This is a genomic window from Halomonas sp. MES3-P3E (genome assembly GCF_002836035.1).
GTDB classification, from domain to species: domain Bacteria; phylum Pseudomonadota; class Gammaproteobacteria; order Pseudomonadales; family Halomonadaceae; genus Vreelandella; species Vreelandella arctica.
The window spans coordinates 67,520-92,705 of sequence record NZ_PJBT01000188.1 but is presented as its reverse complement, the minus strand read 5'-3'; the positions used below and the strand labels follow the sequence as shown (position 1 = coordinate 92,705).

The following is a 25,186-nucleotide window of genomic DNA, read 5'->3' as shown; positions in this document are numbered from 1 at the left end:
TTTATTCATTATTAGAAAGTGCCTAGTCAGTGTCTAGGAGGTGCGTAGCTAATATACGGGTGAGCGCGCTGTTTTTCACGTTGAAGCTTCCCGCTTAATTTCACATTAGCTCAGTTGCTACTCAACGTGTTTGTTTTAGCGCCAGTGGCTTAACCGGTAGCGGCGGTGGTAGTAAAGACGATAGTAGTGAATGAGTACCGCCGAGCGAACCAGCGTAAAGAGCATAAACGCCAGCCACAGGCCATGATTGCCCAGCCCCTGGGTTAACCACCAAGCGGGCAGGTAGACGGCGAGGCCGATAAAGATGCTGTTACGCATTTCACGCACGGCGGTGGTGCCAATAAATACCCCATCAAGCAGGTAGCTCCATACCGCAAACAGCGGCATGGCCACCATCCACGGCAGATAGTGCGCTGCGGTCTCGCGTACCTCTTCAAGGCCGGTGAGCAGGGCAATAAGGCCGTTGCCGCCTAGCGCAAACAGAAGAGCCGCTGCGCCCGCTGTCCAGAATGAAAAAACGGCAGCGGCGCGCACGGTGGTCGCAAACTCACGCCAATCTTTGCGCCCATAAGCACGTCCGATCAGTGATTCCGCGGCATGGGCAAACCCATCTAGCGCATAGCTGGTGAGCATAATGAACTGCAGCAGTACAGCGTTGGCGGCGAGCACCGTATCGCCCTGACGGGCACCCTGGGCGGTAAAAAAAGCCATGGCAAACAGCAGGCCGAGGGTGCGCACAAAGAGGTTGGCGTTGACGTTAAACAGCGCGGTGTAGGCCGCCAGAGCCAGCAGGCGCTCGCGCAAAAAGTGGCCGTTCAGGTTGGCTAATTGGCGCAGTACCAGATAGCTGCCGAAGGCTAATGCACTGTAGTCGGCGATGACGCTGGCCCAGGCCACGCCGTTACTGGTCATCCCCAGGCCCACCACAAACCATAAATCCAGCACGATATTAACGCTGTTAGTCAGCAATAAAATCATTAGCGTGACGCGGGAATTTTGCTGGCCTAAAAACCAGCCCAAAATGGCGTAGTTGGCGAGTACCGCGGGCGCAGACCAGAGGCGGATGTGGGCGTACTCACGCGCTAAATCGGTGGCTACTTCACTGCCATCCAATAGCCACAAGCCTAACGTAATCAGCGGCGAGGCAAATACAATCAGCAGGCAGCCAATCACCAGCGCCATGATCAGCGACTGCCCCAGCAGGTTGCGCACATCCGTGTCGCTCTCGCGGCCCATGGCTTGTGCGACTAATCCCGTGGTGCCCATGCGCAAGAAACCAAAGCCCCAATAGAGAAAGCTGAACAGAGTCGCGCCCAGGGTGACGCCTGCCAGATAGCGAGAGTCGGGCAGATGCCCGACCACGGCGGTATCGACCAACCCAAGTAGCGGAACGGTGATATTAGAAAGAATGATTGGCCAGGCGAGGGCCCAGATACGCATTAGGCTTAAGCGGCCGTGATGATGCGGTACTTCTTCATCAACTGCTCTTGGCTTTCGTGGCGCTCTGGGTCAAGCGGGATACAGTCCACCGGACAAACCTGCTGACACTGAGGTTCGTCATAGTGGCCCACGCACTCGGTGCATAGGTTGGGGTCGATGACATAGATCTCCTCACCGGGGGAGATCGCATCATTGGGGCATTCGGGCTCGCAGACGTCGCAGTTAATGCACTCGTCGGTAATCATCAGGGCCATGGGCATACCTCGCGTATACGTTCACATTCGGGCTGTCTAATACCCGAGTGTTTTACTCAACAATGGCGTTGGCTAGCTAGTGTAGTGCTTACGTAGCGCTTCGGCGACCTGTGGATGCACCAGGCGAGAAACATCGCCACCCAACTTGGCAATCTCGCGCACGATGGTCGAAGAAATATATGAGTTTTCGACCGCCGGGGTTAAAAACACGCTTTCCAGCTCTGGATTTTGCGCCCGGTTCATGTTGGCAAGCTGCAGCTCATACTCAAAATCGGAGACCGCGCGCAGGCCACGCAGAATAATCGTCGCCCCCTGCTCATGCATCATGGTGGTGAGCAGGGTGGAAAAGCCGATGACTTCCACGTTGGGTAACGACGCACAGACCTTTTTGACCAGTTCCATGCGCGTTTCCAGGTCGAGATTGGGGCTTTTGCCAGGGCTCGCCGCCACTGCGATAACGATTTTGTCGAACATGCGCGCGCCTCGCTCAATGAGGTCGAAGTGGCCATTGGTGATCGGGTCGAAAGTGCCTGGATAGACGGCGATATTGATTTTGCCGCTGCTCATCACGATGTCTCCTCGTCCAAACGGCCAAACGGATTGTCACTGGTGAGCGAAACCGCGTGGTCGTAACCGGGTATATGAATCCGGTCGGCATGAATATCCAACTCTGGGCCTTCCAGTACTGCTTCACCGAACTGGTAGCGTGGCGCGTAGTGGCCATGGTCAGCTTTAGCGAGGTAGCTTGCCGCTGCTTCGCGGGTGGCCTCACGACGTGCTTTCCAGGCACTGATCGCCGCTGCGCCATGGCGCTGGGCAAGTAAGCGTTCGGTCACCGCAGGCGAAAGTACAACACCGGTGGCATTGTTGCCGCCGAACCCTTTGGCATTGATAAAAGAGGCATCAGCACGGAAGGCCTGGGTGGTTTGTGAAAACCGTAACCGCTCGGCATAGACATCGTCGGCTACGGCATCGAGCGTAGGAATGCCCGGCAATAGGTCGTGGGCAAAGCTGCCCAGGGCACTGGCCAACTGATCGCCCGCCGCCGAACCTTGCGAATGGCCGATAAACGCTTTAATCGCCACGACTGGCCAGTCGCTGATGCCGTTGGCGCGGGCAATCTCATCGAATACATGGGACTCGGTAATGCGGTTTTTCGGTGTGCTGGTGCCGTGGGCGTGCAAAAAGCTGCGCTCTTTGAGGGCTTTTTCACCGAGCATATCGCGCACCAGAGCGGCGGCCTTGCCGAGGGTAATGTAGTTGCCGATACCCGGCGCCGAAATCGAGCGTTTATAGCCGTCGGCGTTGACGAACACCTCAGGCACCGCGCCCAGAATATCGGCACCGACCTCCAATGCCAGGGAGTCGTCCATCAGTAGTACAAACTGGCTGGCTTCCGCCATGGTAAAGCCACAGTTGCGGGCAAACGGGCGGCAGGCGCGCTGGTAGTCGCTGTCAGTCAGTAGCTCAAGCGCGTCCAGCGCTTTTAATCCAGCATCGTCAGCCAGTGCGCCCATCGCCCGGAAGCCTTCGATGATTTCCGGCGTAATTGGCGCATCTGACGTGCCGACCATCACCACGCGGCGACGCCCTGCACGAATGTCGTCAATACCCAGGCGCAGGTTGTAGAGAAAGCTGGCGCAGGCGCCTAGCGCCGCGCCGGTGCCGCCTACGCTGCCGAGTACATAGGCATTCAAAAAGTCGGCGGGCATCTGGCCATAGCCTAGCGGCATCTGCTTGGAGGTAGCGCGCTGGCCGGTCACCAGGCTTTTGAGCAAGCCGCCCCAGCCTTGGTCATCCAACTGGCCGATGGAGTTGCCAGCGTACACGGCAATATGGTCTGGATTCAGCTGTTGGCGGAGTGTTTCCCAGGAGAAACCGCTGGCGCCCAGGCAATCACTGGCACCAAACACCGCTAGCGAGAGACCGCGCGGGTGATGCACGCTGCGATAAAGGCTGGCGGGGTCAAAACCGCTAGGCAACTGCGCCGCTGCGCGTACCTTGGGTACCTGCGCGTCGGGCAGCAATACCTCTAGTATGCCTGCGGGCACGCTGACCTCTACCTCGCGGGCATCGATCTCGCGCACTTGCCAGTCGGCCGGCAGGTTGTCGGGCAGCTGACGACGGCGCAGGGTAAAGCGCATCGGCTCAGCAAACTGCATGCTGGCCTGGCGGTTAGACGGTAGGCCGGGGGCGAGAAAACGCGGGTCTTCGTTGCGACGGATCAGGGTATGGTTCAATACCTGATCACGCAGCGACTGAGCCGGGGCGTCTACGGGCTGGCCTTGACTGTCCTGCCACCCCTTTTCGGAGTGCTCTACTAGGCGCATAAGCGCCGCCAAGCCTTCCAGTGTCTGGCGTTGCTGGTCAGCAGGGAGGGCATCAAGCACAGTGCGGCGGAAGGCCTGATGGCCAGAGGTTCTGCCAGCAGGGTTGATGCCGCCCATGCCGACAATCACCGGTAAGTGTGACAAGCCGGGTTCCTCGTGATGCGGTGGTGGTAATAACAATTATTGACAACGCTCTAAGTCAATTATAGCTAATTAAATTATAACCAAGTCAATTATAACTAGCTCTATGATGACCAAAGCGATGCGCTTAATACGTACCTAATGCGTGATCATAGCACCGGCCACGCAACGGCGTCATGCCGCAAGCGCTCGAGACTGATAGAATCACGCTTTTCAGCCGAGAGATGGCATGCAGCATAATTCTCGACCAGTGACGTCTAATCAGCCAGGCCCGCATCAGGATTTGGCGCGCAGGGTCAACCGAGCGCTCACGCACCCATTACGTAAACCGATCGCCGAACACACGCAGCGCAACTTTGCGCAGGCGGCCGAATGGTTGGCGAGCCGTCAGGCGCCGCTGATACTTGATTCCGGCTGTGGCGTCGGGGTATCGACACGCCAACTGGCGGTGCAGTTCCCCGGCCATGCCGTGATTGGCATTGATCGCAGTGAGGATCGTTTGGGGCGTGATCACGGCGAACTGCCACATAATGCGCTGCTAGTGCGCGCGGATCTGGTCGATTTCTGGCGTTTGGCTTATCAGGCAGGCTGGGCGCCCGAGTATCACTATTTGCTTTACCCCAATCCTTACCCCAAAGCAGGGCATCTCAAAATGCGCTGGCATGGCCATGCGGTTTTACCCACACTGTTGGCGCTTGGCGGGCACCTTGAGCTGCGCTCAAATTGGTCGCTTTACGTTGAAGAGTTTGCCTTGGCGGTGGCGCAGGTAACCGGCAAGCAGGCGATAGTGGCTGAATTTGCACCTGAAGGTGACTATTTAACTCCGTTTGAGGCGAAGTATGCTCAAAGTGGCCAAGCGCTGTGGCGGTTATGGGTTGATTTGGAGCGAAAATGACGTTTGTTTATTTAGTGTTGGCGATTGTGGCCGAAGTCATTGCTACGAGTGCATTAAAGGCTTCTACGGGCTTTACACGTCCATTGCCGAGCGTTGTGGTGGTGGTTGGCTACGGGCTCGCTTTTTATCTGCTCAGCCTGGTGCTGCGCACGCTGCCGGTGGGGGTCGCCTATGCGATTTGGGCGGGCCTGGGCATTGTGCTGGTCACCTTGGTCGGCATTGTGGTGTTTGGTGAAAAGCCCGATTTACCGGCGGTACTGGGGATTAGCCTGATTGTGGCGGGTGTGGTTCTGCTGCAAGTGTTTTCCAAAATGAACGTGCATTGAGGTAATTTAATGGGTTGTTTTTTTACTGTTAAGCGTCTGCGGCGCTGGTCGCTGGTGTCCGGGGTTGCCTCGCTGGCCCTGTGCGCCAGTGCCAGCCTGTTCGCTGATTTCAGCCGCCTGAGCCAACTGCAGAACAAAGGTTTCTCGATCAGTGCTGAAGCGCGCCTGCTTGACGCCGACACAGGCGCCAATGCGCTGCTGGGCAGCATTAATCCAGAGCGCCAGTTATCGCCCGCGTCTGTTACCAAGGCATACCTGGCGGCGGCGGCGCTGAACCGTTTTGGTCCTCAGCATCGCTTTACCAGCCAGCTAGTTAGCTCGGGCAGGGTTGAGGATAGAGCTGAAGGCGGTGTGCTGCGTGGCGATTTAGTGTTTGAGGGCGGTGGCGACCCCGGCCTGACCACGGAAAACCTATGGCGCTTGGTGCAACGTTTGCACTTAGCCGGGGTGCGTGAAATTGATGGCGCTTTGGTGATCAGCCAGTGGCGGTTTGGGCCGGTTGACTGTATTACTACCGACCGCTGCGATGCCCTCACGCGGGTCGCCAACGCCTACAGCGCGCCGCTTTCGTCAGCAGGCGTTAATTTCGGCAGTTGGTGTGTCAATGTCGCCCCCGCTGCTAGCGCAGGTGAGCCAGCCCGGGTGGGGCTGTGCGATAGCCAGACCTCGCTGATCACCATTGATAATCAAGTCGTCACTCGCCCAGCCAATAGCGGCACAGAGATTAGCGCTGAACGTATCACCGATGAACGTGGTGATGTGATGCGCCTGACGGGACAGATTTCGACTAATGCCACTGCCCGGGATGTTTATCGTGGCGCGGGCGATGCGGCCGAGAAAACCGCACAAGTGCTGATGGGGATGCTAAATCAGGCGGGGATTCAGGTGCGCGACTCATGGCGCGTCAGTTCGACCCAGCCGCCCAGCACGGCGCAGCGCTTGGCCGCCGTCGACAGTCAGCCCCTGCAAGAAATATTGCTGCGCATCATGAACTACTCCAATAACTACATGGCTGATGTACTGGCGCTTGATCTGGTCGAGACGCCCCAGGCGCAGTTACGCCAGGCAGGCCAAGCCATTGAGTCTTATGTGCAGCATCTTCCCGGTCATGGGCCATTAACGTTGTATAGCGGCAGTGGGCTGACCACGGAAAACCGCACATCGGCTCAGGGGGTTAATGTGATGCTGGAAGACATGTTTCGGCAGAGCGCGCTGTTTCCAAGCTTTGTGGCCGCCTTTCAGTCACCAGCCAACGGCGTTATGCGCTTTATTCGGCGTGGTTCAACCACGTTTCAAAACAATGTCATGTTAAAAACCGGTACCCTTAATCAACCCTTTGCTGTGCGCGCCGCGGCGGGCTATTTTCGCACCGCGCAAGGACGCTGGGGAGTATTTAGTGTCATGGTCAATGGTAGCGGCAGTACGCCGTACTTAAGCTGGTCTGAGGTGCTGGATCCCTTATCACTGGATCTGGACGCCATGATTTTAGCGAACTGATTTCCCTTTACGCTCACAAGGTGAGGCGACCTGCATGAAACCAGGGCATACCGGTTTAACCCATTTGGTCCACTCCACGCGCTATTCGTGGAAGGGGCTTAAGGCAGCGTTTAGAAACGAGGCAGCCTTTCGCCAAGAAGTCGTGATTACTGCGTTGTTACTCCCCTTCGCCTGGTGGATAGGGGACAGCATCATCAGTTGGCTACTATTGGTAAGTAGCCTGTTTTTTGTGCTGATCGTAGAGTTACTTAATAGTGCCATTGAAAACGTGGTTGATCGCATTGGTACTGAGCATCACGAGCTTTCTGGCCGGGCCAAGGATATTGGCTCCGCCGCTGTTATGCTGTCACTGATGATGGCCGGCCTTACTTGGGGTCTATTAGGTTGGGAAAAGTTTTATAGCTAAGCTGATTTAAGAGCTAAATATTTTTAACACGCTGGACAGCGAGGTAATTATGCAAGTGAACGACGATTTTTTACCGTTGTCGACGCTGCCAGCGTCGTTACAAAAAGCTACCCAGGCCGCTTGGCAGCGCTTAATTGAGGCGCTGACCCAAGCCGATAATATTGCTGAGATGACCCAGCAAGAACTGCCTTCAAGCAGTTGGCTGGGGCTTTCTGAGCAGCGCCGTGAGGCGCTTGCTAAAGTGTTGGCCATTTCAACCTTCGCGCTGGATGCCCTGGCCCGCTACCCCCAGTGGTTGGCTGAGTTGGATATTGCCGGTGAATTGGACATAAACCCCGGGCGGGATGAACTGGCTAGCTGGCTGAATGAGTCGCTTGAGAGCGCCGACGACGAAGAGGCCATGCAGCGGGTGATTCGACGTTTTCGCCGCAAGCGGATGGTCGGCATTATCTGGCGTGACCTTAATCGTGCGCCCGGCCACGTTATGTGGGATACCGCCAAGGCGGTGTCTGAGCTTGCCGAAATCTGCCTGGAAGCCGCGTTGAGCTGGCTTGAGCAATTTTACGCGCCGCGCTGGGGGGAGCCCGCGCCACGCAAAGACGGCTCGCCCCAGCGCTTGGTTGTGCTGGGTATGGGCAAACTGGGTGCGGGTGAGCTGAATCTCTCCTCCGATATTGATCTGATCTTTGCCTTTCCTGAAAAAGGCGAAACCCAGGGCGGGCGCAAGCCCTTAGAGCATCAAGAGTACTTTACCAAGCTTGGTCAAAAGCTCATCGGCGCCCTAGATGCTATCACGGCGGACGGTTTCGCCTTCCGCGTTGATATGCGCTTGCGGCCTTTAGGCGACGGCGGGCCGCTGGTGGGCAGTTTTTCCATGCTCTCCAGCTACTACCAGGATCAAGGCCGTGAGTGGGAGCGCTACGCAATGCTGAAAGCGCGTCCTGTGGCAGGTGATTTAGACGCAGGCGATGAGTTGCTCGCCGGGCTACGCCCCTTTGTGTATCGCAAATATCTTGATTTCGGCGCGATTGAGTCGCTGCGTGAGTTGAAAGCGATGATTAACCGCGAAGTGAAGCGCAAGGGTATGCAGAGCAATATCAAGCTTGGCCCCGGCGGCATTCGCGAGGTTGAGTTTGTGGTACAGGCGTTCCAGCTGATTCGCGGCGGCCGTGATACCGAGCTGCAGGTGACATCGCTGAAAACCGCGCTCAACCGCTTGCCCGAGCTAGGCCTGTTGCCGCAAGAAGTGGTTGATGAGCTGCTGCCCGATTACGCTTTTCTGCGCGATGTCGAACACGCCCTTCAAGCGCTGGAAGACCGCCAGACGCAAACCCTACCCAGCGATGACAGCGACCGTGAGCGGGTAGCCTTTGCCATGGGCCATGAAGACTGGCCGGGGCTGATTGCCCAGCTTGATGAAGTGCGCGAGCGCGTGCGCCAGCACTTTGATGCAGTGATCGCGGACCCTGAAGAGGACGTGGATGAGGCCAACGATGACAGCCAGCTTGGCTTGGCCCAGTGGCGACTGATTTGGCGCGGCGAGCTAGAGGCGGAGGAGGCCACTGCGCACCTTGCCGAGGCGGGCTTTAATGAGCCGGAAAAAGCCTTAAAGCGACTGCAGAGTCTTTACCACTCCCGGCAAGTGCAAAGCATGCAGCGGATTGGCTTTGAACGATTAGATGCGTTGATGCCGCTACTGCTGGACGCCGTGGCCGACAACGAGGCGCCTGATACGGCGCTTGCGCGGGTGCAGCCGCTGATTGAGTCCGTCTTACGGCGTACCGCTTACCTTGCCCTGCTGCGCGAAAACCCTCAGGCGCTTGAACACCTGATGCGTTTGTGTGCTTCCAGCCCCTGGATCGCCGAACAGCTGGCGCGTTATCCCATCCTACTCGACGAGCTGCTGACGCCGGAAACGCTCTACACCCCGGCTGATAAAGCGCGCCTGGCCGATGAGCTGCGCCAAACGCTGAACCGCTTGCCAGAGGATGATGACGAGGCGCAACTGGAGGCGCTGCGTGTCTTTAAGCACGCGCAAACGCTTCATGTCGCGGCGTCAGATATCATGGGTACTCGGCACCTGATGAAAGTAAGTGATTACTTAACGTTTATCGCTGAAGTTATTCTTGATGCCGTACTGGCCATGGCGTGGAAACATATTACCCGCAAGCATGGCGTTCCTGAGGGTCTGAATACCCGCGAGGCAGCCTTTCTGATTGTCGGCTACGGCAAGCTGGGCGGCATTGAACTGGGCTACAGTTCCGATTTAGATCTTGTTTTCCTGCATGATAGCGATGGCCAAGGCGCGACGGATGGCCCACGGCCCATTGATACACCCGTATTTTTCACCCGCTTGGGCCAGCGTATTATTCACCTGCTTACCGCGGTAACCCCCACCGGCACGCTCTATGAAGTAGATATGCGTCTACGGCCTTCGGGGAATTCAGGGCTATTGGTAACATCGCTTAAAGCCTTTGCAGACTATCAGCGGCAGAACGCCTGGACGTGGGAACACCAAGCGTTGGTGCGCGCCCGTGTCGTGGCGGGTAGCGATGTGCTGGCCGAAAAATTCGCCCAACTGCGCGGCGATATTTTAGGCAATGAACGCGATAAAGCCGCACTGCGCGAAGAAGTGGTCAAGATGCGTCAGAAAATGCGCGACCATCTGGGCAGCAAAGCGACCAGTGATACGTTTAATATTAAGCAAGATGCGGGCGGTATGGTGGATATTGAGTTTCTCTGCCAATACGCGGTGTTAGCACTTGCTCACCAAACCCCCGCGCTACTGACGTATAGCGACAATATCCGTATTTTAGAGAGCCTGACAGAGAGTGGGCACTTACCTTATGAAGAAGCGGAGCGACTGAGACAAGCTTACCTGGCCTATCGCAGCGCTACCCATCGAGCGGCGCTCACCGGTGAAAAAGCGCTCACCGATGGTGAAGAGTTTAGAGAACATCGCGATATAGTCACCGCGCTCTGGCAGCGCTTTCTTGAGCCACCAGCCACTGATAATAACTAGCCCGGCAAACGGGGCACTCTGACTAGGAAGAAACAATGAAGCCATGGAGTCAGGCGGGGTGGCCCGCATGATTGGAAATATCCTGGCCACGCTATTGCCCGTGTTTTTAATCACCGGTTGTGGCGCGGCCTATGGACGCTACCGGACACCAGACATTCGCAGCCTGAATACACTCAATATGGAGCTGTTCGTTCCCCTATTGGTATTCGCCGTGCTGGCTGACCGTCAGGCGCCACTTGCTGAATACGCCTGGCTTGCTACGGCAGCTGTTGCGGTGGTGCTGGGGTCGGGGATTGTGCTGTTGCCGGTGGCTAAGTGGCTTAAGCTGGATATTAAAACCTTTCTTCCCCCTATGATGTTCAACAATTCAGGCAATATGGGGGTGCCGTTACTGGTACTCGCATTCGGCCCTGACGCGCTGCCTGCCGCCGTAGTGGTGTTTATTGTTGAGATGCTGCTGCACTTCTCGGTAGGGCTTTATATGCTAAACCCGCGTACTTCGCTATGGCGGATGCTGCGCATGCCTATCGTGTTGGCGAGCTTGGCGGGGCTGGCGGTGAACACCAGTGGGCTGCCGCTACCGGGCTGGCTGCTGGAGGCTATGCGTATGCTGGGCGAAGTATGTATACCCTTAATGCTGTTTGCGCTAGGGGTGCGGCTGCTGGAAATTGACTTTAGCGATTGGCGCACGGGGGTGCTTGGGGCGGTGCTCTGTCCGTTGTCGGGGTTAGTGATTGCGTTGCCATTAATGTGGCTACTACCACTTAATGACATGCAAATGGCCGTACTGCTGGTGTTTGCAGCGTTACCGCCCGCGGTATTGAATTATTTGGTGGCAGAGCAGTACCAGCTAGCACCACAAAAGGTGGCGTCGCTGGTCCTGATTGGCAACCTGGGGAGTTTGGTGGTCATGCCGCTAACGCTAGCGGCAACATTTACGTGGATACATGCGCCGCTTTAACAGGCGGCGCAATCAGTGACTATCTACTTAACGATCATTTTTAACTTCACTGTCTTTAACTTTATAGTGCCCTTCTAATGCATCCTGATGACCTGGGCGGCTGTTCGTAGAGGTATTTCCGTGAGAATAACCGCCGCCGATATCCTGTGCCTGCTGAGCACGCATTTGCTCCATACGCTTTTTCATTTTATGACGCATAAACGGCATCATTGCCCAGCCAATCAATAAGAAAAATAGGCCGAGTACCACACCTACTATCATCAACGCGCCAAAGGCCAACCACGTAAACAGCAGCTTTAAGCTACCTGCTAGGCCGGTGGGTTGGGTTTGCGCTGCACGGGCACGCCATTGGTTTGCCGCTTGCCATGCTGCGTTGCGTTGGTCGCGATTCATCTGTGGCATGAGAGCCTCCATCGGTTATTCGCACCCATTGGAACACAGTTGGTCTAGCAAGTTCACTGCATGGCGACAGGACGAAATGCGTCGTCGTCGGCGGGGCATGCTCCACTGGCAGTGCGATTAGGTTTTCCAACTGTTACCATTAAGCTGTACAAAACAAGTTTGGCTGTACAAGCATGCGCTTAGTACGCAGTGCTTATCTAAACAGAGCTCATCTAACAGGACGGTTATATGGCTAATCATGGAGGCAAGTCGGTATTCATCGCATCAGTGGTGATTATTTTTGGCTTGGTAGTTGTCGGGGCGTCATTTCCTGAAGGATTTGCCAACGCGGCAGAGGGAGCGCTGACGACCGTTACCGAGTTATTTGGGTGGTTTTATCTATTTTCTGTCTTTGGCTTTGTGATTTTTCTTTTTGGTTTGGCACTGAGTAAATACGGCAAAGTGCGTTTAGGCCCTCAGGACAGCCGCCCCAACTATACGTTTTTCTCGTGGATCAGCATGCTACTGGCCGCTGGTTTTGGTGTCGGTCTGGTGTTCTATGGCATGGCGGAACCCATGTTCCATTATATTGAGCCTCCTTATGGGGATAGAACCGCCGAATCCGAAGCGGCAGCACGCTATGCTATTCAATACAGCTATTTTAACTGGGGCATACACCAGTGGGCGGCCTTCTCCATTGTGGGACTGATCATTGCCTATTTTCAGTTCCGCAAAGGGCAGGCGGGGCTTGTTTCTTCGGTGTTGTCGTCAATAACGGCTAAAAATCCTAAGGTACGTCCCTATGCCTCTTGGTTGGACGTGTTTGCAGTGGTGGCCACGGTAATGGGGGTGGCTACTTCGCTCGGCTTGGGTGTCCTGCAAATGAACGGCGGTTTGAATGCCGTGTTTGGCCTTCCTGAAAACGGTCTTTGGCAGTTTATTATTTTGTTTGTCATGTTCTGTGCTTACATGGCATCCACCTGGTCGGGGTTGGACAAAGGCATCAAGCGCCTTTCTAATCTCAACATGGTGCTATGCATTGGGTTAATGCTGTACGTACTGTTCACTGGCCCTACCGTTGCGATACTCGAAACGATTACCGTGGGGATTGGTGATTACCTGCAGAATTTCATCGGTATGAGCCTGCGTATTTCGCCGTACAGTGATAATGAGTGGGCGAGCAGCTGGACGATTTTCTACTGGGCCTGGGTAATCGCTTGGTCGCCGTTTGTGGGTACATTTATTGCCCGCGTTTCCCGCGGACGTACCATCCAAGAGTATGTGTTTGGGGTGCTGTTCGTACCGCCGCTACTCGCCTGTTTATGGATTGGCGTATTTGGTGGGGCGGCACTTCAGATGGAGTTGAACGGTACGGATGTCGGCTTGGCAGCGGCGACCCAGGACAATATAACGGTGGCACTGTTCGAGATGTTCGACTTAATGCCATTTTCGGGCGTGCTGTCAGTGGTCGCCATGATGCTGATCTTTATTTTTCTGGTCACCTCAGCAGACTCTGCCTCGTACATTGTGGCGCAAATGACCGATAATGGTTCGATCAATCCGCCGCTCTATAAGCGCATCATTTGGGGTGTGCTGATCGCTGCCATCTGCCTGACATTGATTGCATCCGGTGGCTTAACGGGGCTGCAGTCCGCATCAGTGCTATCGGCACTACCGTTCACCTTTATTCTGTATATGATGGTGTTTGTTTTAGTGCAGGAACTGCGCGCGGACCGCAAGGCGATGCTGACGCAGCTTTATCGTCGCCATGGGGAAACGCCAGTGGGGGCTGACGCCTTTGAAGCCGAGCTATTAGGGGAAGAAGAGCGTCTTCGTCGTGCGCCCAATGTGGTCAACCGGCGCATTAATAGCTAGCAATGCTAGGAACAGGCAAGCTTTTTTGTTGCGGGAGCTTGCTATTTCAGGAGCACGATACATGGAGCGAACAGGCTAATGGCTCGGCAAGGACGCCATGGCGCAACGCGAAGGCAGCCCAAAGGGGTTGCCTTTGATCGTTGGCTCGACCGGGTAGTGACCGTAGCCGTACTGACGGCCATGGTCATTGGCTTGGCCGCGGTGGCTGCGCACTGGTTGCTCTGACGCTGCTAGCTCTTTGCTAAGTTAGCTCTTTGCAAAGCCAGCTCTTCGCAAAGTTAGCTTTTCGCAATGGTCGTATCACAACGCCCGGCTTTTTTAAGCCGGGCGTTTGCGTGTCTCTACCCGGTTCCGGCCCAGCCGTTTGGCGCGGTAAAGGTGCTGGTCAGCGTGTTCAACCAATGCTTCAGCGCTAATCAAAACGCCCGCGGACATACTAGCAACACCCATGCTAACGGTGAGGTCTGAATGAGTGCTTGAAAAAGCGTGAGGAATGGCCAGCGACAGCACGGCTTCGCGCAAGCAGTTGGCAACGTCTACCGCGTCATCATGGTCTTGGTCTGGCAGTACACAAACGAACTCCTCGCCGCCATAGCGGGCGAGTAAATCCCGTGCAGGGTCAATACACTGATTGAGTGCATTGGCGACCGCACGCAGCGTCTCGTCACCCATGGCATGGCCATAGTGGTCGTTAAACTCTTTAAAGTTATCGATATCGATAAAAATCACTGATAGCGGCTGCTGCGTTTGCTGCGCCAAGAGCCAGTGTTGTTTATAAAACTCATCGAAGTGGCGGCGGTTAGCTACCCCTGTTAGGCCATCCATATTGGATAAGTGATGTAACTGGTCGCGTTGTTCCAGGCCTTGCTGAAAGGCTTTCAACAAATGATCCAAACTATCTACCAGGTGTCCCAGTTCATCATGGCGGTGGCCGTGTAACGCTGGTTTGGGCCACTGACCAGGGCGGTTGGGATCGGTTTGGGCAATCGCCGCATGTACTTTGAGCAGGGGTCGGGTAATAAACACGTGGAAAAATGCGATGACCAGAATGCTTAGAATAAACGCTTCCAGAATACTGAAGCCAACCACCGCATAAATCCGCGTCAGAAACTGCTGGGTTAAATAGCCTTCTGATAGCATCAGCTCAATTTCGCCGACAATGGCTTCCGGCATATCACTGCCCATGTAATATTGGAGGGCGGTTTGGTGATGCAGTATATCGCCAAACAGGTACTGGCTGAGCCAGGTCGAATCCGCCTGTTCGGGGGTGTTAAATTCAGCCAGCGCACGGCCAAAATCGTCGCGAATGGAGACCCACGCTACCTCATCATCACTAAACAGCCCGTAAGCGATTTGGTGGGCGAGGTCGGGGTTTAGTTGGAAGGCGGCTTCGGCGGCTGCCCCATTAACAATCGCCAGTTGCTGGGCAACACGCAGTTGCACTTCTTGGCGCATATTGGTGGCGTGGCTGAACAGTTCAATACTGCCCGCCACGCTACTAATCAGTAACGCAATCAGCAGGGTGAGCAGCGCTTGCTTAGTGGTTAAGCTGCCTTTTTTAGGCGCGATGCCAGGGACAGAGAGAGGAAACCGCGGGCGAGGGCTTATCACTGGCTCTCCTCCTGTCTATCGCGATGCAGGGCATCTAATTGCGTTTGCAAACGTGCCAGAAGCGCTTCAGAAACGCTGGGATGGCAGGCGAGATAAAGCGGTGCACGGTGAAAGGTAAACAAATGTTCGAGCGCTATGTTCTGTTCTTGTGCCATAAATTCACCGGTTGCTTTGCCTGTCACAATGACATCAAGCAGGCCCGCCTTTAAGCGCGCGATATTTTCTCGCTCTGAGGGAGCAAGTAGAACATTACTGCCGCTAGAAGCAACGTAATCGCCTACAGCATCTTCCCGAAAGCTTCCTACACGCCAGTCGCGCAGCTCAGAAAGCGATGTAACATCTAGCTCGCGTTGGGCTAAACTGAACGCAGCCCACTCATTGACTACCAGCGGCCCAACCCATTGAAATAACGCTTCCCGCTCATGAGTACGAGTCGTGGAATAAACGCAGTGACTGTCGCTTAAGCGTGCTTCGGTGTAAGCGCGGGCCCAGGGCAGCAACCGAAAATAGGCCTCAATGTCCGCTTGGCGTAGCGCGTTGCGAAGGAGCATCGTCGCACTGCCGATGATTTGGCCTTGGTCGTCCGCGTAGTTAAACGGCGGGTACTCTTCCGTGTTGATAGTGAGCGGCATCGCTTGAAGCGGCAGGCTGCAGCTACCCATAGCGCTGATAAGAGCAACGCCCATGCGGTATCGCCATTGGCAAATTACGTCATTAGCCACCATTATTTACCTCTGAGACCGCTCTGCCTGCACTCTGTCTAATGCTTGTTGCATCAGCGCTACCAAGCGCTGGTCTGTAGCTTGGTTTATGGCAAAGTATAGAGAGGATTCACTGAGCGTGTGAACCGGGATTAAATTATCTTTAGGGTAACCTCTGGATTTAGCTATCCAGGCAGCTACATCCTCACTATAAGCCCATAAATCAACCCGCCCACGGGTCAGCATATTGAGCGCGCTGCGGTTATCAATGGCGGGTACTAGCAGGCGATCAGGGTAACCTGCTTCCAACAGTGCCTGGGCACCAATATCTTCACGAATTACTGCCACGGTCAGTTCGCGATCAATGGCTTGAGCTAACGAATCAATCGTAATCGGCGCGTCACGATGGGCGAGCAATACGACTCGATCTTGAGCAATCGGCCCCACCCAGTGAAAACTGGCCTCCCGTGCAGGTGTGCGAGTGGTTGAAAAAAGCACCGTATTAGGCTGGCTTAGCGCCATCTCATAGCCGCGAACCCACGGGTAATAACGAATGTCCTGACGACTAAAAGGCGTTTTGGTCGCCGCAAACATCTCCTCCAATAACTCAATTGATAGACCGGTTAGCTGTTGATTGTTGACGTTACTACCGACATTACCAGCGATATAGTTGTAGGGAGGGTACTCTTCAGTGATAAAGGTTAATGGCGCCAAGGTGAGGGGCGCTTCAGCATATGTGTTAGAAACTATTGCTAGGCAAAGACACAGCACGACCATCAACCTTTTTAAAAGGCATGGACATAATATCCGTGAAGGTGGTGGGACTAATCCCATTGCTGTCTACCCATATGATCTATCAGTCAATCAAACTTAGAGCAACGCTGGTCATCTGTCACCTCTAATATGCCAACGCAAGCCGTGGCATATTGCTGGCTCCACCTGCTAGGCTTACGACTTCCTCTGTGAGAGTAAACTAATGCTGCCTGCTACTACTGCTAAGGCGATGAATGGCTACGCATCGCGTCGAGAGATTTTCGGCTGGGCGATGTTTGATTTTGCCAACCAGGCTTACACGCTACTGATAATTACCGTGGTCTTTGGCGAGCTATTTACCACGGTCATCGTCGGGGATCGGGGTGATAACTTCCGACTTGCCAACTTCTTATGGAGCCTTGGTCTGGCTATCAGCTATCTGATGGTAGTGATCACGGGCCCCTTGTGTGGCGCGGTGATGGACTACCGGGCTGAGAAAAAGCGTTTTCTGCTCATCAGCTATCTTGCCACCGTGGTCACGACGGCCATGCTGTACTTTGTTGAACCCGGCTACGTCATTATTGGCCTGCTATTAATTGTGCTGTCTAATTACGCTTATTCCATGGGGGAGTCGTTTATAGCTGCCTTTTTACCTGAACTGGGGCCGCCAGAGTCGCTGGGTAAAATTTCCGGCTTTGGCTGGGCGTTAGGCTACATTGGCGGACTATTTGCAGCAGGCTTTACTCTGGTGGTGCTAGGTGAGGCAAGCGCGGATAATTTTGAACGTATACGCTGGGTGGGTCCCTTTGCCGCCGGCTTTTTCTTGATTACCGCCATTCCCACTTTTTTATGGTTAAAAGAGCGTGGTACGCCCCAGCCTCGCGGCGTCTCTTATCGTCATATTGCCGTGCGTCGCGTCACGTCTACACTGCATGAGTTGCGTTATTTCAAAGACCTGGCCGTGTTTTTGATTTCGCTGCTGTTCTCGATGGCGGGTGTTTACATCATTATCGCGTTTGCATTCATCTACGGTGCCCAGGTGATTGGTTGGGACGAGAGCGTACGCAATATCATGTTTATTATTGTTCAAGTCACCGCGGCGGCGGGGGCGTTAGGATTTGGCTGGTTACAGGATCGGCTAGGCGCCAAGCACACTTACCAGATGACGTTGGCGCTTTGGGTGCTGGCGATTATTGCCATCTGGGCAACCCCGGAACTTACCCAGTGGATCAACGAACAGTTTGAGGTGCAGTGGCAGGCCCAGTACGTATTCTTGGTAGTGGGTTGCTTGGCGGGGCTGAGCCTTGGTTCTAGCCAATCTGCCAGCCGGGCATTGGTTGGTCTATTTTCACCGCTGGAAAAATCAGCTGAGTTTTTCGGTTTCTGGGGGTTGGCCAATAAGTTGGCGGGGGTGTTTGGTATCGTCATGTTGGGTGTGTTGCAAACGCTCATTGGCTTGCAGGCGTCTATTCTATTATGTGTGGCCTTGTTCGTTATCGCGATGCTGATTTGCGCTAAGGTCAACGAGCGCCGCGGCCGAGAGGCTGCGCTTGCCTGGGAAAACACACAATAGGGATAGCTGGGTGCCCTTACCTCAGCGAGGTGAACGATGGTGACGCAGACAGCAACGCCAATAGCACAGCGTGGTGGCATCGTCATGATGCTGTTGTTTTGGGTGCTGTTAATGGCCGTTGGGACGTGGTGGATACACGGTGGCCTGGAGGAGATGATGCGCCCCAATGCCAACATCGTGCATACCTTGCCTGCGGGTGAACCGATTACCTTAAAGCGTAATCGTGCTGGGCATTTCGAGGCGCCAGGCCGTATTAATGGTGAGCCAGTCACCTTTTTGCTCGACACGGGCGCCACCTATGTGGCGATATCGGCCGATTTGGCCGATGAGCTGGGCTTGGCACCCGGGCGCAGCGCTTGGTTTAATACCGCCAATGGTCGAGTAGAAGGTACCTTAACCGAACTGGATGAGGTTTCCCTGGGCGGGTTAAAAGTGCAAAATGTACAAGGCTCTATTAGCCCTGGTATGGAGCGCGACACCGTCCTGCTCGGCATGAGTTTTTTGAACCTCTTGTCGATTGAAATACAGGCAGGTGAGATGGTGTTAAGCCTTCCCGAGTAGTGAGTTCAGCTTGTGAAGGTGGAGTTGATCGCAAGAGTTAAACAGCTAGGTTTCAGAAACAGAGTGCCAACACGCTAAGGAGTTGCTATGGGCATTGAAGTAGGTGGATTGTTAGGACTAATTTGGCTTATTATCGTTATTTGGGCCATCGTCAAAGTGGCCAAAAGCGACGCAGGTGGTTTTGCTAAACTGATCTGGATTCTAGTATTGCTGTTCTTCCCATTGATCGGTTTGATTGCGTGGTTCTTGTTTGGTCCGAAGGGATAGCCGGTCTAGCTGAGTGCGATCAAATGAAAAAGGCAGGCCTGTGATGGCCTGCCTTTTTGTTAGTTTGAGGCTTACTCACTGAATAAAGGGCTACTCAATAGAGCATTACTCAATTGTGTCGTTTCCTTCACCGGGTGGTGCTTTATAATGCCCGGGTATTTTTAACTTTTCCCCGTTGGGCAGGTCGCGCACTTGGGTTGGAATGTAAACACGTTTAATAACACTTTTCGTTTTGCTACTTCCCATGGCAGGTTCCTCTGTCAAATTGTCGACAGTTAGCGTTTCTACATTAGCTTCCGTTGCTGTGAGAATCAAGTGTCAGGCCTTCCGTATCCATCAATAAGCGCAATGGTAACGACAGAGGCGGGTGTTTTGATGGTTTTGAGTTATCCTGAGAGCCAACAATAGGACACCTGCGTTGTTACTGGGTGAGCGGGTGAAAAAATAAACAGCCTAAGCGGAGTGCAAAAAGAGGATGGTAGATCATTTGGAACAGCAGTTTCAGGCGCTTGAGTCGCAAGAACCTGTCATGCCTGACTATCCCGATCAAGATCATGTCCTGATCATTGAAGATGATCAGCGCTTGGCGGAACTTACCCGCGATTACTTGGAAGCGAATGGCTTTCAAGTAACGCTGGAAGCTGATGGGGCGAAAGGGGTTGACCGTATTTTAACCCTGCAGCCCGATTTAGTCATTTTAGATCTAATGCTGCCAGGTGAAGATGGTTTGGCTATTTGCCGTCGCGTTAGACCTAACTTTGCTGGCCCGATCATGATGCTGACTGCGCGCACCGACGATCTGGATCAAGTCTTGGGGCTTGAGATGGGCGCTGATGACTATGTGCCGAAACCCGTTCAGCCGCGGGTGCTGCTGGCGCGTATGCGAGCACTGCTACGCCGTGCCGACGGGCCTGCACCGGACGGTGAAATGCGGTTGCGCTTTGAAAACCTAGAGATCGATAACGCGACCCGCGAAGCTTGGCTCTCTGGGGAGCGTATCGACCTAACCAGCGCTGAGTTTGACCTGCTGTGGCTGTTGGGCCGTAATGCCGGTCGAGTGCTTACCCGTGAAGAGATATTCAGTGACTTACGGGGAATTAAGTACGACGGCCAGGACCGCTCTATTGATGTTCGTGTGTCGCGTATCCGGCCTAAAATTGGCGATGATCCTAATCAGCCTCACCGAATTAAAACCGTGCGCAGTAAAGGTTATCTCTTCGTTAAAGACAGTTGATCATGCAGAGGGAAGGCATCATGCGGCGGGTGCTCAGTAACGGTTCGTTTTTACGCTTCTATTTGTTGCTGGGCGTAGCGTTGTTGGTGGTGTTTGTGATTGCGTTAGCAGGCCGTTCGTTTATCGAGCAGGTGCGCCGCGAAGATTACCGCGAGCAGCTAGCTGCGTTACCTATGTCGCTGATGACGCAACAATTAGCCGACCTGCCTGCAGGCCAGCGAAACGCTTTGCTTGCGCGTTTATCCGAGCAACTTGAGTTGCAGTTGACCCTGCAGCCTATCAACGAAGCTGATCTTGGCTATTTTGAGCGATCACGTCTAGAGCAGGGCAAGATACTGGTCGCCGAGAGGCCGTGGTTATTACAGCAACGCTTACCGGGCGATACATGGTTACTGCAAGCTAGGCTTGAAGAGTGGAGTGAGCATCAGTGGCACGGCAGCATTGCTCTGTTGGGGGACTGGCTCGCGGCTGCGCCCGAAAATGAGCGTCAAAACCGCATCGCCCAACTGCGCCAAGGCAGTTGGCCGCTTCAGCTATTGTCTACTTTGCCAGCCGGTCTATCGCCCCAGCAGCAGGCCCAGCTGGCGAGTGGCGGCGTCATCACTCAGTTAGTCTCTGATAAGCTCTCCATCACGCTGCTTTATCAACTGCCAGGCGAATCCCAGTGGCTGCAAGCTGGGCCTATCTCTCGCGGCGATACACTGCCACCTAGTTTGCACCTGCCACTTCTGGTGGGGCTGATGATCGTGCTCAGCCTGATCATCTATTTAATTATGCGCAGTATTGAGGCCCGTATGGCGCGGCTAGAGCTGGCCGCGACAAGGATCGCCAGTGGCCGTTTGGAAACGCGGGTAAAAGTGGAAAGCGGTGACTTTTTAGGGCGGTTAGGCATGGCGTTTAACGGCATGGCCAATCAAGTGCAGAGCCTGCTGCGTGGTCAGCAAGAAATGATTCGCGCGGTCTCCCACGAGCTGCGTACCCCGGTCGCCCGTATTCGCTTTGCCGTACAGATGGTCGAAGATATGACCGACCAGCCTGCTATTCGCCGTCAGTTGCAGGGCATTGATGCGGATATTGCCGAACTCGATGAATTAGTCGATGAAATACTCACCTATGCACGCTTAGGCGGCGAAACGGTCAATGGCGCTGAACTTGAAACGTCACTGGTGGAGTGCCGTGCCATGGCGGAACGCGTGATTGATACCCTTTCACCGCTGCATAAAGAGTTAACGTTAACGCTGGCGCCCGGCCCTGAAATTGAGCTGTTGGCGGAGCCACGCTATCTTCAGCGCGCCCTGCAGAATTTAGTCGGAAATGCCTGTCGGCATGCCAAATCTCAGGTGGTGATCCAGCTGTGGGATGAGCCCAACTTGGTGCGTATCGATGTCGAAGATGACGGCCCGGGTATTCCGCCTGAAGCGCGGGCAGATATCTTTAAACCGTTCGCCCGGCTGGATGACAGCCGCGCCCGCAGTTCCGGTGGCTACGGGTTAGGGCTTTCGATTGTGCAGACAATCATGGCCGGGCACGGCGGCAGCGTAACCATCGATACCAGCCCCACCCTGCGCGGTGCGCGCTTTACGCTGCTGGTTCCCCGTCGCGATCCGCTGGCTTAACCCCCGTTAGCACCGCAAAGGAGGTTTCCCGCGCGGTGCGCAAAAAATCCTGCATCCACGGCGCTTCCCTGGTCTCTTCACGAATCGCCGCATATAGCGTGCTCCATACCCCATGCTCGCCCAGCTTTACCGCGCTGACGTAGTCGCGTTCTAAATATTCGGTGAGCGCCCAGTTGGGCAGCGCACATACGCCGCGCCCACTGGCTACTAACTGCATCATCATAATCGTCAATTCGGCGGTGCGGATCTCCCGAGGGCGTACATTCGCCGGTTGCAAAAACTGAGTAAAAATATCCAACCGTGATTGCTCAACGGGATACGTGATCAAGGTTTCATCCGCCAGTGCCTGGGGCTCTATAAAGCCCTGGCCTGCAAAAGCGTGCTGGCGGGCGACGGCTAATAATCCTTCATAGCGAAACAGCGGGGCGTAGTGAATGCCATCAAGCGGTTGGGGGTCGGCGGTGATCACTAGATCCAACTGCTCGCGGGCAAGCGCTGGAAGCGGGTCGAAGTGGTGGCCACTGGGAATATCGATTTCCACCTCCGGCCAGTGATCGCGAAAGTAATCCACCGTCGGCATCAGCCACTGAAAGCAACTGTGGCACTCAATGGCCATATGCAAACGCCCCTGCTCGGTGCCTGCCAAGCGCGCCAAATCCCGCTCTGCTTTGCGTACCTCGGGCAATACTTGATCGGCTAAGGCGAGCAGCCGTAAGCCTGCGCGGGTAAATTCCACAGGGCGGGTTTTGCGCACGAATAGCGGGCTATCCACGCGGCTCTCCAAGTCTTTCAGCTGGTGAGAAAGCGCCGATTGGGTTAAATGCACGCGCTCGGCAGCATCGACCAAAGAGCCGGTTTCGCGCAGAGCCAGCAGGGTGCGTAGATGTCGCAGTTCAATCATTGTGAGTATTTTTCATTTTTACTATTAGAAACTTTAGTTTGATTCACTAAGGCGTGGTGCCCAGACTGTGTGAATTCATTCACGTTGGTAGGGTTCATCATGACAGTTTCTCATATTCTCGGCTATCCCCGTATCGGTGCTCAGCGCGAACTCAAAAAGGCCACTGAGGCATACTGGAAGGGCGAATGCACTCGTAGCGAACTTGAAAGCACTGGTCGCGAGCTTCGCTTGCGCCATTGGCAGGCGCAGCAGGATGCTGGGCTGGATTTTGTTAGTGTTGGTGATTTTGCTTTTTACGATCAAGTGCTTAATGTTTCAGTTGCGCTGGGTGCCGTACCTGCCCGTTTTAATGCCCAGCATGAAGTGGCTGGTGGCGATATCGACCTCGACACCACCTTTCGCATGGCCCGGGGCCGCGCCCCCAGCGGTGAACCCGCCGCCGCCTGTGAAATGACTAAATACTTCGATACCAATTACCACTACCTCGTCCCCGAACTACACGAAGGGCAAACCTTTAACCTGGCTTCGAACCGCCTGTTCGACGAGGTGGATGAAGCGTTACGCGCGGGTTTTACTCCGAAAGTAACGCTAACCGGGCCGCTAACGTGGCTATGGCTGGGAAAAACCAAGGGCGGTGATTTTGATCGCCTGACGCTACTAGACAGCGTACTCAACGTGTATGGCGAAATATTAGCGCGGCTCGCTACCCAAGGCATTGAGTGGGTGCAGCTGGACGAGCCCGCGCTGGTGCAGGATCTCCCGTTGGCGTGGCAGCAGGCCTATGAGCGTGCCTATCATCGTCTTCAGTCAGCACCGCTAAAGCTGCTGTTAGCTACTTACTTCGGTGGCCTGGGCGACAATCTTTCATTAGCTACCCGTTTACCCGTCGCTGGGTTGCACATCGACGCCGTGCGCGCGCCGCAACAAGTCGAGAGCGTGATTGACCGTCTTGGCCCGCATCAGGTGCTGTCAATAGGGTTTGTTGACGGACGCAATATTTGGCGAGCCGACTTAGCTGCATTGCGAGAACGCTTGCTGCCGTTAAAAGTGCGCCTTGGGCAGCGGCTTTGGTTGGCGCCGAGTTGCTCGTTGCTGCATGTGCCGGTAGATTTGGCGCAGGAAACAGAACTCGGTGAGGAGCTCGTGAGTTGGCTGGCTTTCGCGCAGCAAAAGCTGGCGGAAGTGGTCACCCTGGCGCGGTTGATTGATAACCGTACCATGCCTGAGGATGAGCAGCGTTTGGATGAAGCAACCCGAGCGTTGGATGCCCGGCGTGAATCAACGCGTATCCACCAGGCAGCGGTTAGTGAGCGGCTGGCCGCGATTAGCCCTGCCGATAGCCAACGACAGGCGCCCTACAGCGTGCGTGCTGACGCACAACGGCGAGCGCTTAAGCTACCGTTGTTCCCGACGACGACAATTGGCTCTTTTCCGCAAACCGATGAGATTCGTGCTGCACGGCGCGCGTTTAAAGTCGGCGAGTTGTCATCAGCTGACTACGAAGCCCGCATGCAGGATGAAATTGCTTACGCGGTTGAGCGTCAGGAAGCGCTGGATATCGATGTGCCAGTGCACGGCGAAGCCGAGCGTAACGACATGGTGGAGTATTTTGGCGAACAGCTTGAAGGGTTTGCCTTTACCCGCTTTGGCTGGGTGCAGAGCTACGGTTCACGCTGTGTTAAGCCGCCGGTTATTTTCGGCGACGTTTCACGCCCTGCGCCCATGACCGTTCGCTGGAGCCAGTATGCGCAAACCCTGACCAGCAAGCCCATGAAGGGGATGTTAACGGGGCCGGTGACGATTCTGCAGTGGTCGTTTGTCCGCGATGACCAACCGCGGGAAACCACCTGCCGCCAGATTGCCTTGGCGTTGCGCGATGAGGTATTGGATCTGGAAAAAGCTGGGATCAATGTGATTCAAATCGATGAGCCGGCGCTGCGCGAAGGGCTGCCGCTACGCCAGCATGAGTGGCAGGCATACCTGGATTGGGCAGTCGAGAGCTTTCAGCTAAGTGCCGCAGGCGTTGCTAACACCACGCAAATTCACACCCATATGTGTTACTCGGAGTTCAACGACATCATCGGTGCGATCGCCGCACTCGATGCCGATGTGATCACCATCGAAACATCGCGCTCGGATATGCACCTGCTGGACGCCTTCCAGGACTTTGCTTATCCCAACGAAATCGGCCCAGGGGTTTACGATATCCACACCCCGAATATTCCTGAGGTGAGCTGGATGGTCGATTTGATGGAAAAAGCCTTAGAGAAGATCCCGGCTGAGCGGCTATGGGTAAACCCGGACTGCGGCCTGAAAACGCGCGGCTGGGCGGAAGTAGAGCCAGCGCTGGCTAATATGGTCGAAGCTGCCAAAGTACTGCGCCAACGCTATGCGTAAACGGTTGTAAATACTTTGATTAAGCCTTTCTGGTGAGAATCAAC

General features: G+C 55.0%; 23 protein-coding genes. 14 read left to right on the top strand and 9 right to left on the bottom strand.

Features of this window, described 5'->3' with window-relative positions; genetic code table 11:
* Positions 1-135: 135 nt before the first annotated feature.
* From CXF87_RS17740 to CXF87_RS17725, 4 genes are all read right to left on the bottom strand, one after another.
* Entirely contained in the window at positions 136-1,440 is a 1,305-nt protein-coding gene (locus CXF87_RS17740; protein WP_101147587.1) for an MATE family efflux transporter, read from the bottom strand.
* Between the two features lie 5 nt (positions 1,441-1,445).
* Complete coding sequence (locus tag CXF87_RS17735; RefSeq protein WP_008957577.1) at positions 1,446-1,694, bottom strand: YfhL family 4Fe-4S dicluster ferredoxin; 249 nt, start codon at positions 1,692-1,694, stop codon at positions 1,446-1,448.
* A gap of 72 nt (positions 1,695-1,766) precedes the next feature.
* On the bottom strand, positions 1,767-2,261 hold the full coding sequence (coaD, locus tag CXF87_RS17730; protein WP_101147586.1) for a pantetheine-phosphate adenylyltransferase: 495 nt from the start codon (positions 2,259-2,261) through the stop codon (positions 1,767-1,769).
* The gene (locus CXF87_RS17725; RefSeq protein ID WP_101147616.1) at positions 2,261-4,141 is read right to left on the bottom strand and encodes a beta-ketoacyl synthase; all 1,881 of its coding nucleotides are present in this window, start codon (positions 4,139-4,141) and stop codon (positions 2,261-2,263) included. The genes coaD and CXF87_RS17725 overlap by 1 nt, the downstream gene beginning before the upstream one ends.
* Before the next feature lie 253 nt (positions 4,142-4,394).
* Between CXF87_RS17725 and trmB the strand changes: the two genes are divergently transcribed.
* The 6 genes from trmB to CXF87_RS17695 all read left to right on the top strand — a co-directional run bounded on the left by trmB (position 4,395) and on the right by CXF87_RS17695 (position 11,272).
* Positions 4,395-5,060 carry a tRNA (guanine(46)-N(7))-methyltransferase TrmB gene (gene trmB / locus CXF87_RS17720; RefSeq protein WP_101147585.1) on the top strand — a complete coding sequence of 222 codons (666 nt, stop codon included), beginning with the start codon at positions 4,395-4,397 and terminating at the stop codon, positions 5,058-5,060.
* Positions 5,057-5,386, top strand: coding sequence for a DMT family transporter (locus tag CXF87_RS17715; protein WP_101147584.1), 330 nt, complete (start codon positions 5,057-5,059; stop codon positions 5,384-5,386). Before trmB ends, CXF87_RS17715 begins: the two co-directional genes overlap by 4 nt.
* Before the next feature lie 9 nt (positions 5,387-5,395).
* Positions 5,396-6,883: a D-alanyl-D-alanine carboxypeptidase/D-alanyl-D-alanine endopeptidase gene (dacB, locus tag CXF87_RS17710; RefSeq protein WP_101147583.1), complete on the top strand. Its 1,488-nt coding sequence runs from the start codon at positions 5,396-5,398 to the stop codon at positions 6,881-6,883.
* 34 nt (positions 6,884-6,917) lie between these two features.
* Positions 6,918-7,289 (top strand): diacylglycerol kinase, encoded by a 372-nt coding sequence (locus tag CXF87_RS17705; protein WP_008957571.1) that lies wholly within the window; start codon positions 6,918-6,920, stop codon positions 7,287-7,289.
* A 49-nt stretch (positions 7,290-7,338) separates the two neighbouring features.
* The gene (gene glnE, locus CXF87_RS17700) at positions 7,339-10,311 is read left to right on the top strand and encodes a bifunctional [glutamate--ammonia ligase]-adenylyl-L-tyrosine phosphorylase/[glutamate--ammonia-ligase] adenylyltransferase (protein WP_101147582.1); all 2,973 of its coding nucleotides are present in this window, start codon (positions 7,339-7,341) and stop codon (positions 10,309-10,311) included.
* A gap of 67 nt (positions 10,312-10,378) precedes the next feature.
* On the top strand, positions 10,379-11,272 hold the full coding sequence (locus tag CXF87_RS17695; RefSeq protein ID WP_101147615.1) for an AEC family transporter: 894 nt from the start codon (positions 10,379-10,381) through the stop codon (positions 11,270-11,272).
* Positions 11,273-11,299: 27 nt separating this feature from the next.
* Here the strand turns inward: CXF87_RS17695 and CXF87_RS17690 are convergent, their stop codons facing one another.
* Entirely contained in the window at positions 11,300-11,674 is a 375-nt protein-coding gene (locus tag CXF87_RS17690) for a hypothetical protein (RefSeq protein ID WP_008957568.1), read from the bottom strand.
* Between the two features lie 228 nt (positions 11,675-11,902).
* On the opposite strand from CXF87_RS17690, the gene CXF87_RS17685 reads away from it, so the two are divergent.
* The gene (locus CXF87_RS17685; protein WP_101147581.1) at positions 11,903-13,528 is read left to right on the top strand and encodes a BCCT family transporter; all 1,626 of its coding nucleotides are present in this window, start codon (positions 11,903-11,905) and stop codon (positions 13,526-13,528) included.
* A gap of 78 nt (positions 13,529-13,606) precedes the next feature.
* On the top strand, positions 13,607-13,753 hold the full coding sequence (locus CXF87_RS21815) for a hypothetical protein (protein WP_008957566.1): 147 nt from the start codon (positions 13,607-13,609) through the stop codon (positions 13,751-13,753).
* Between the two features lie 93 nt (positions 13,754-13,846).
* Here CXF87_RS21815 and CXF87_RS17680 read toward each other — a convergent pair whose 3' ends face one another.
* Genes CXF87_RS17680 through CXF87_RS17670 form a run of 3 tightly spaced genes read right to left on the bottom strand, consistent with a single transcriptional unit; the run spans position 13,847 to position 16,554 of the window.
* Complete coding sequence (locus tag CXF87_RS17680) at positions 13,847-15,139, bottom strand: GGDEF domain-containing protein (protein ID WP_101147580.1); 1,293 nt, start codon at positions 15,137-15,139, stop codon at positions 13,847-13,849.
* A complete protein-coding gene (locus CXF87_RS17675; protein WP_101147579.1) occupies positions 15,136-15,825 on the bottom strand; it encodes a substrate-binding periplasmic protein in 690 nt (229 codons plus the stop codon). Before CXF87_RS17675 ends, CXF87_RS17680 begins: the two co-directional genes overlap by 4 nt.
* Positions 15,826-15,867: 42 nt before the next feature.
* Positions 15,868-16,554 carry a substrate-binding periplasmic protein gene (locus CXF87_RS17670; protein ID WP_232774950.1) on the bottom strand — a complete coding sequence of 229 codons (687 nt, stop codon included), beginning with the start codon at positions 16,552-16,554 and terminating at the stop codon, positions 15,868-15,870.
* Positions 16,555-16,816: 262 nt separating this feature from the next.
* Here CXF87_RS17670 and CXF87_RS17665 point away from each other — a divergent pair, with 262 nt between their 5' ends.
* The 5 genes from CXF87_RS17665 to CXF87_RS17645 all read left to right on the top strand — a co-directional run bounded on the left by CXF87_RS17665 (position 16,817) and on the right by CXF87_RS17645 (position 21,844).
* Positions 16,817-18,166 (top strand): MFS transporter, encoded by a 1,350-nt coding sequence (locus CXF87_RS17665; RefSeq protein ID WP_101147577.1) that lies wholly within the window; start codon positions 16,817-16,819, stop codon positions 18,164-18,166.
* A gap of 36 nt (positions 18,167-18,202) precedes the next feature.
* Positions 18,203-18,727: a retropepsin-like aspartic protease family protein gene (locus CXF87_RS17660; RefSeq protein ID WP_101147576.1), complete on the top strand. Its 525-nt coding sequence runs from the start codon at positions 18,203-18,205 to the stop codon at positions 18,725-18,727.
* 87 nt (positions 18,728-18,814) lie between these two features.
* A complete protein-coding gene (locus CXF87_RS17655; RefSeq protein WP_101147575.1) occupies positions 18,815-18,994 on the top strand; it encodes a PLDc N-terminal domain-containing protein in 180 nt (59 codons plus the stop codon).
* Between the two features lie 475 nt (positions 18,995-19,469).
* The gene (locus CXF87_RS17650) at positions 19,470-20,228 is read left to right on the top strand and encodes a response regulator (RefSeq protein ID WP_008957562.1); all 759 of its coding nucleotides are present in this window, start codon (positions 19,470-19,472) and stop codon (positions 20,226-20,228) included.
* A gap of 20 nt (positions 20,229-20,248) precedes the next feature.
* Positions 20,249-21,844, top strand: a complete 1,596-nt coding sequence (locus CXF87_RS17645) for an ATP-binding protein (protein ID WP_101147574.1) — start codon at positions 20,249-20,251, stop codon at positions 21,842-21,844.
* Here the strand turns inward: CXF87_RS17645 and CXF87_RS17640 are convergent.
* Positions 21,807-22,745: a LysR family transcriptional regulator gene (locus CXF87_RS17640; protein WP_101147573.1), complete on the bottom strand. Its 939-nt coding sequence runs from the start codon at positions 22,743-22,745 to the stop codon at positions 21,807-21,809. The two genes, CXF87_RS17645 and CXF87_RS17640, sit on opposite strands and share 38 nt — an antisense overlap.
* Positions 22,746-22,844: 99 nt before the next feature.
* On the opposite strand from CXF87_RS17640, the gene metE reads away from it, so the two are divergent.
* Positions 22,845-25,142 carry a 5-methyltetrahydropteroyltriglutamate--homocysteine S-methyltransferase gene (metE, locus tag CXF87_RS17635; protein ID WP_101147572.1) on the top strand — a complete coding sequence of 766 codons (2,298 nt, stop codon included), beginning with the start codon at positions 22,845-22,847 and terminating at the stop codon, positions 25,140-25,142.
* Positions 25,143-25,186 lie beyond the last annotated feature (44 nt).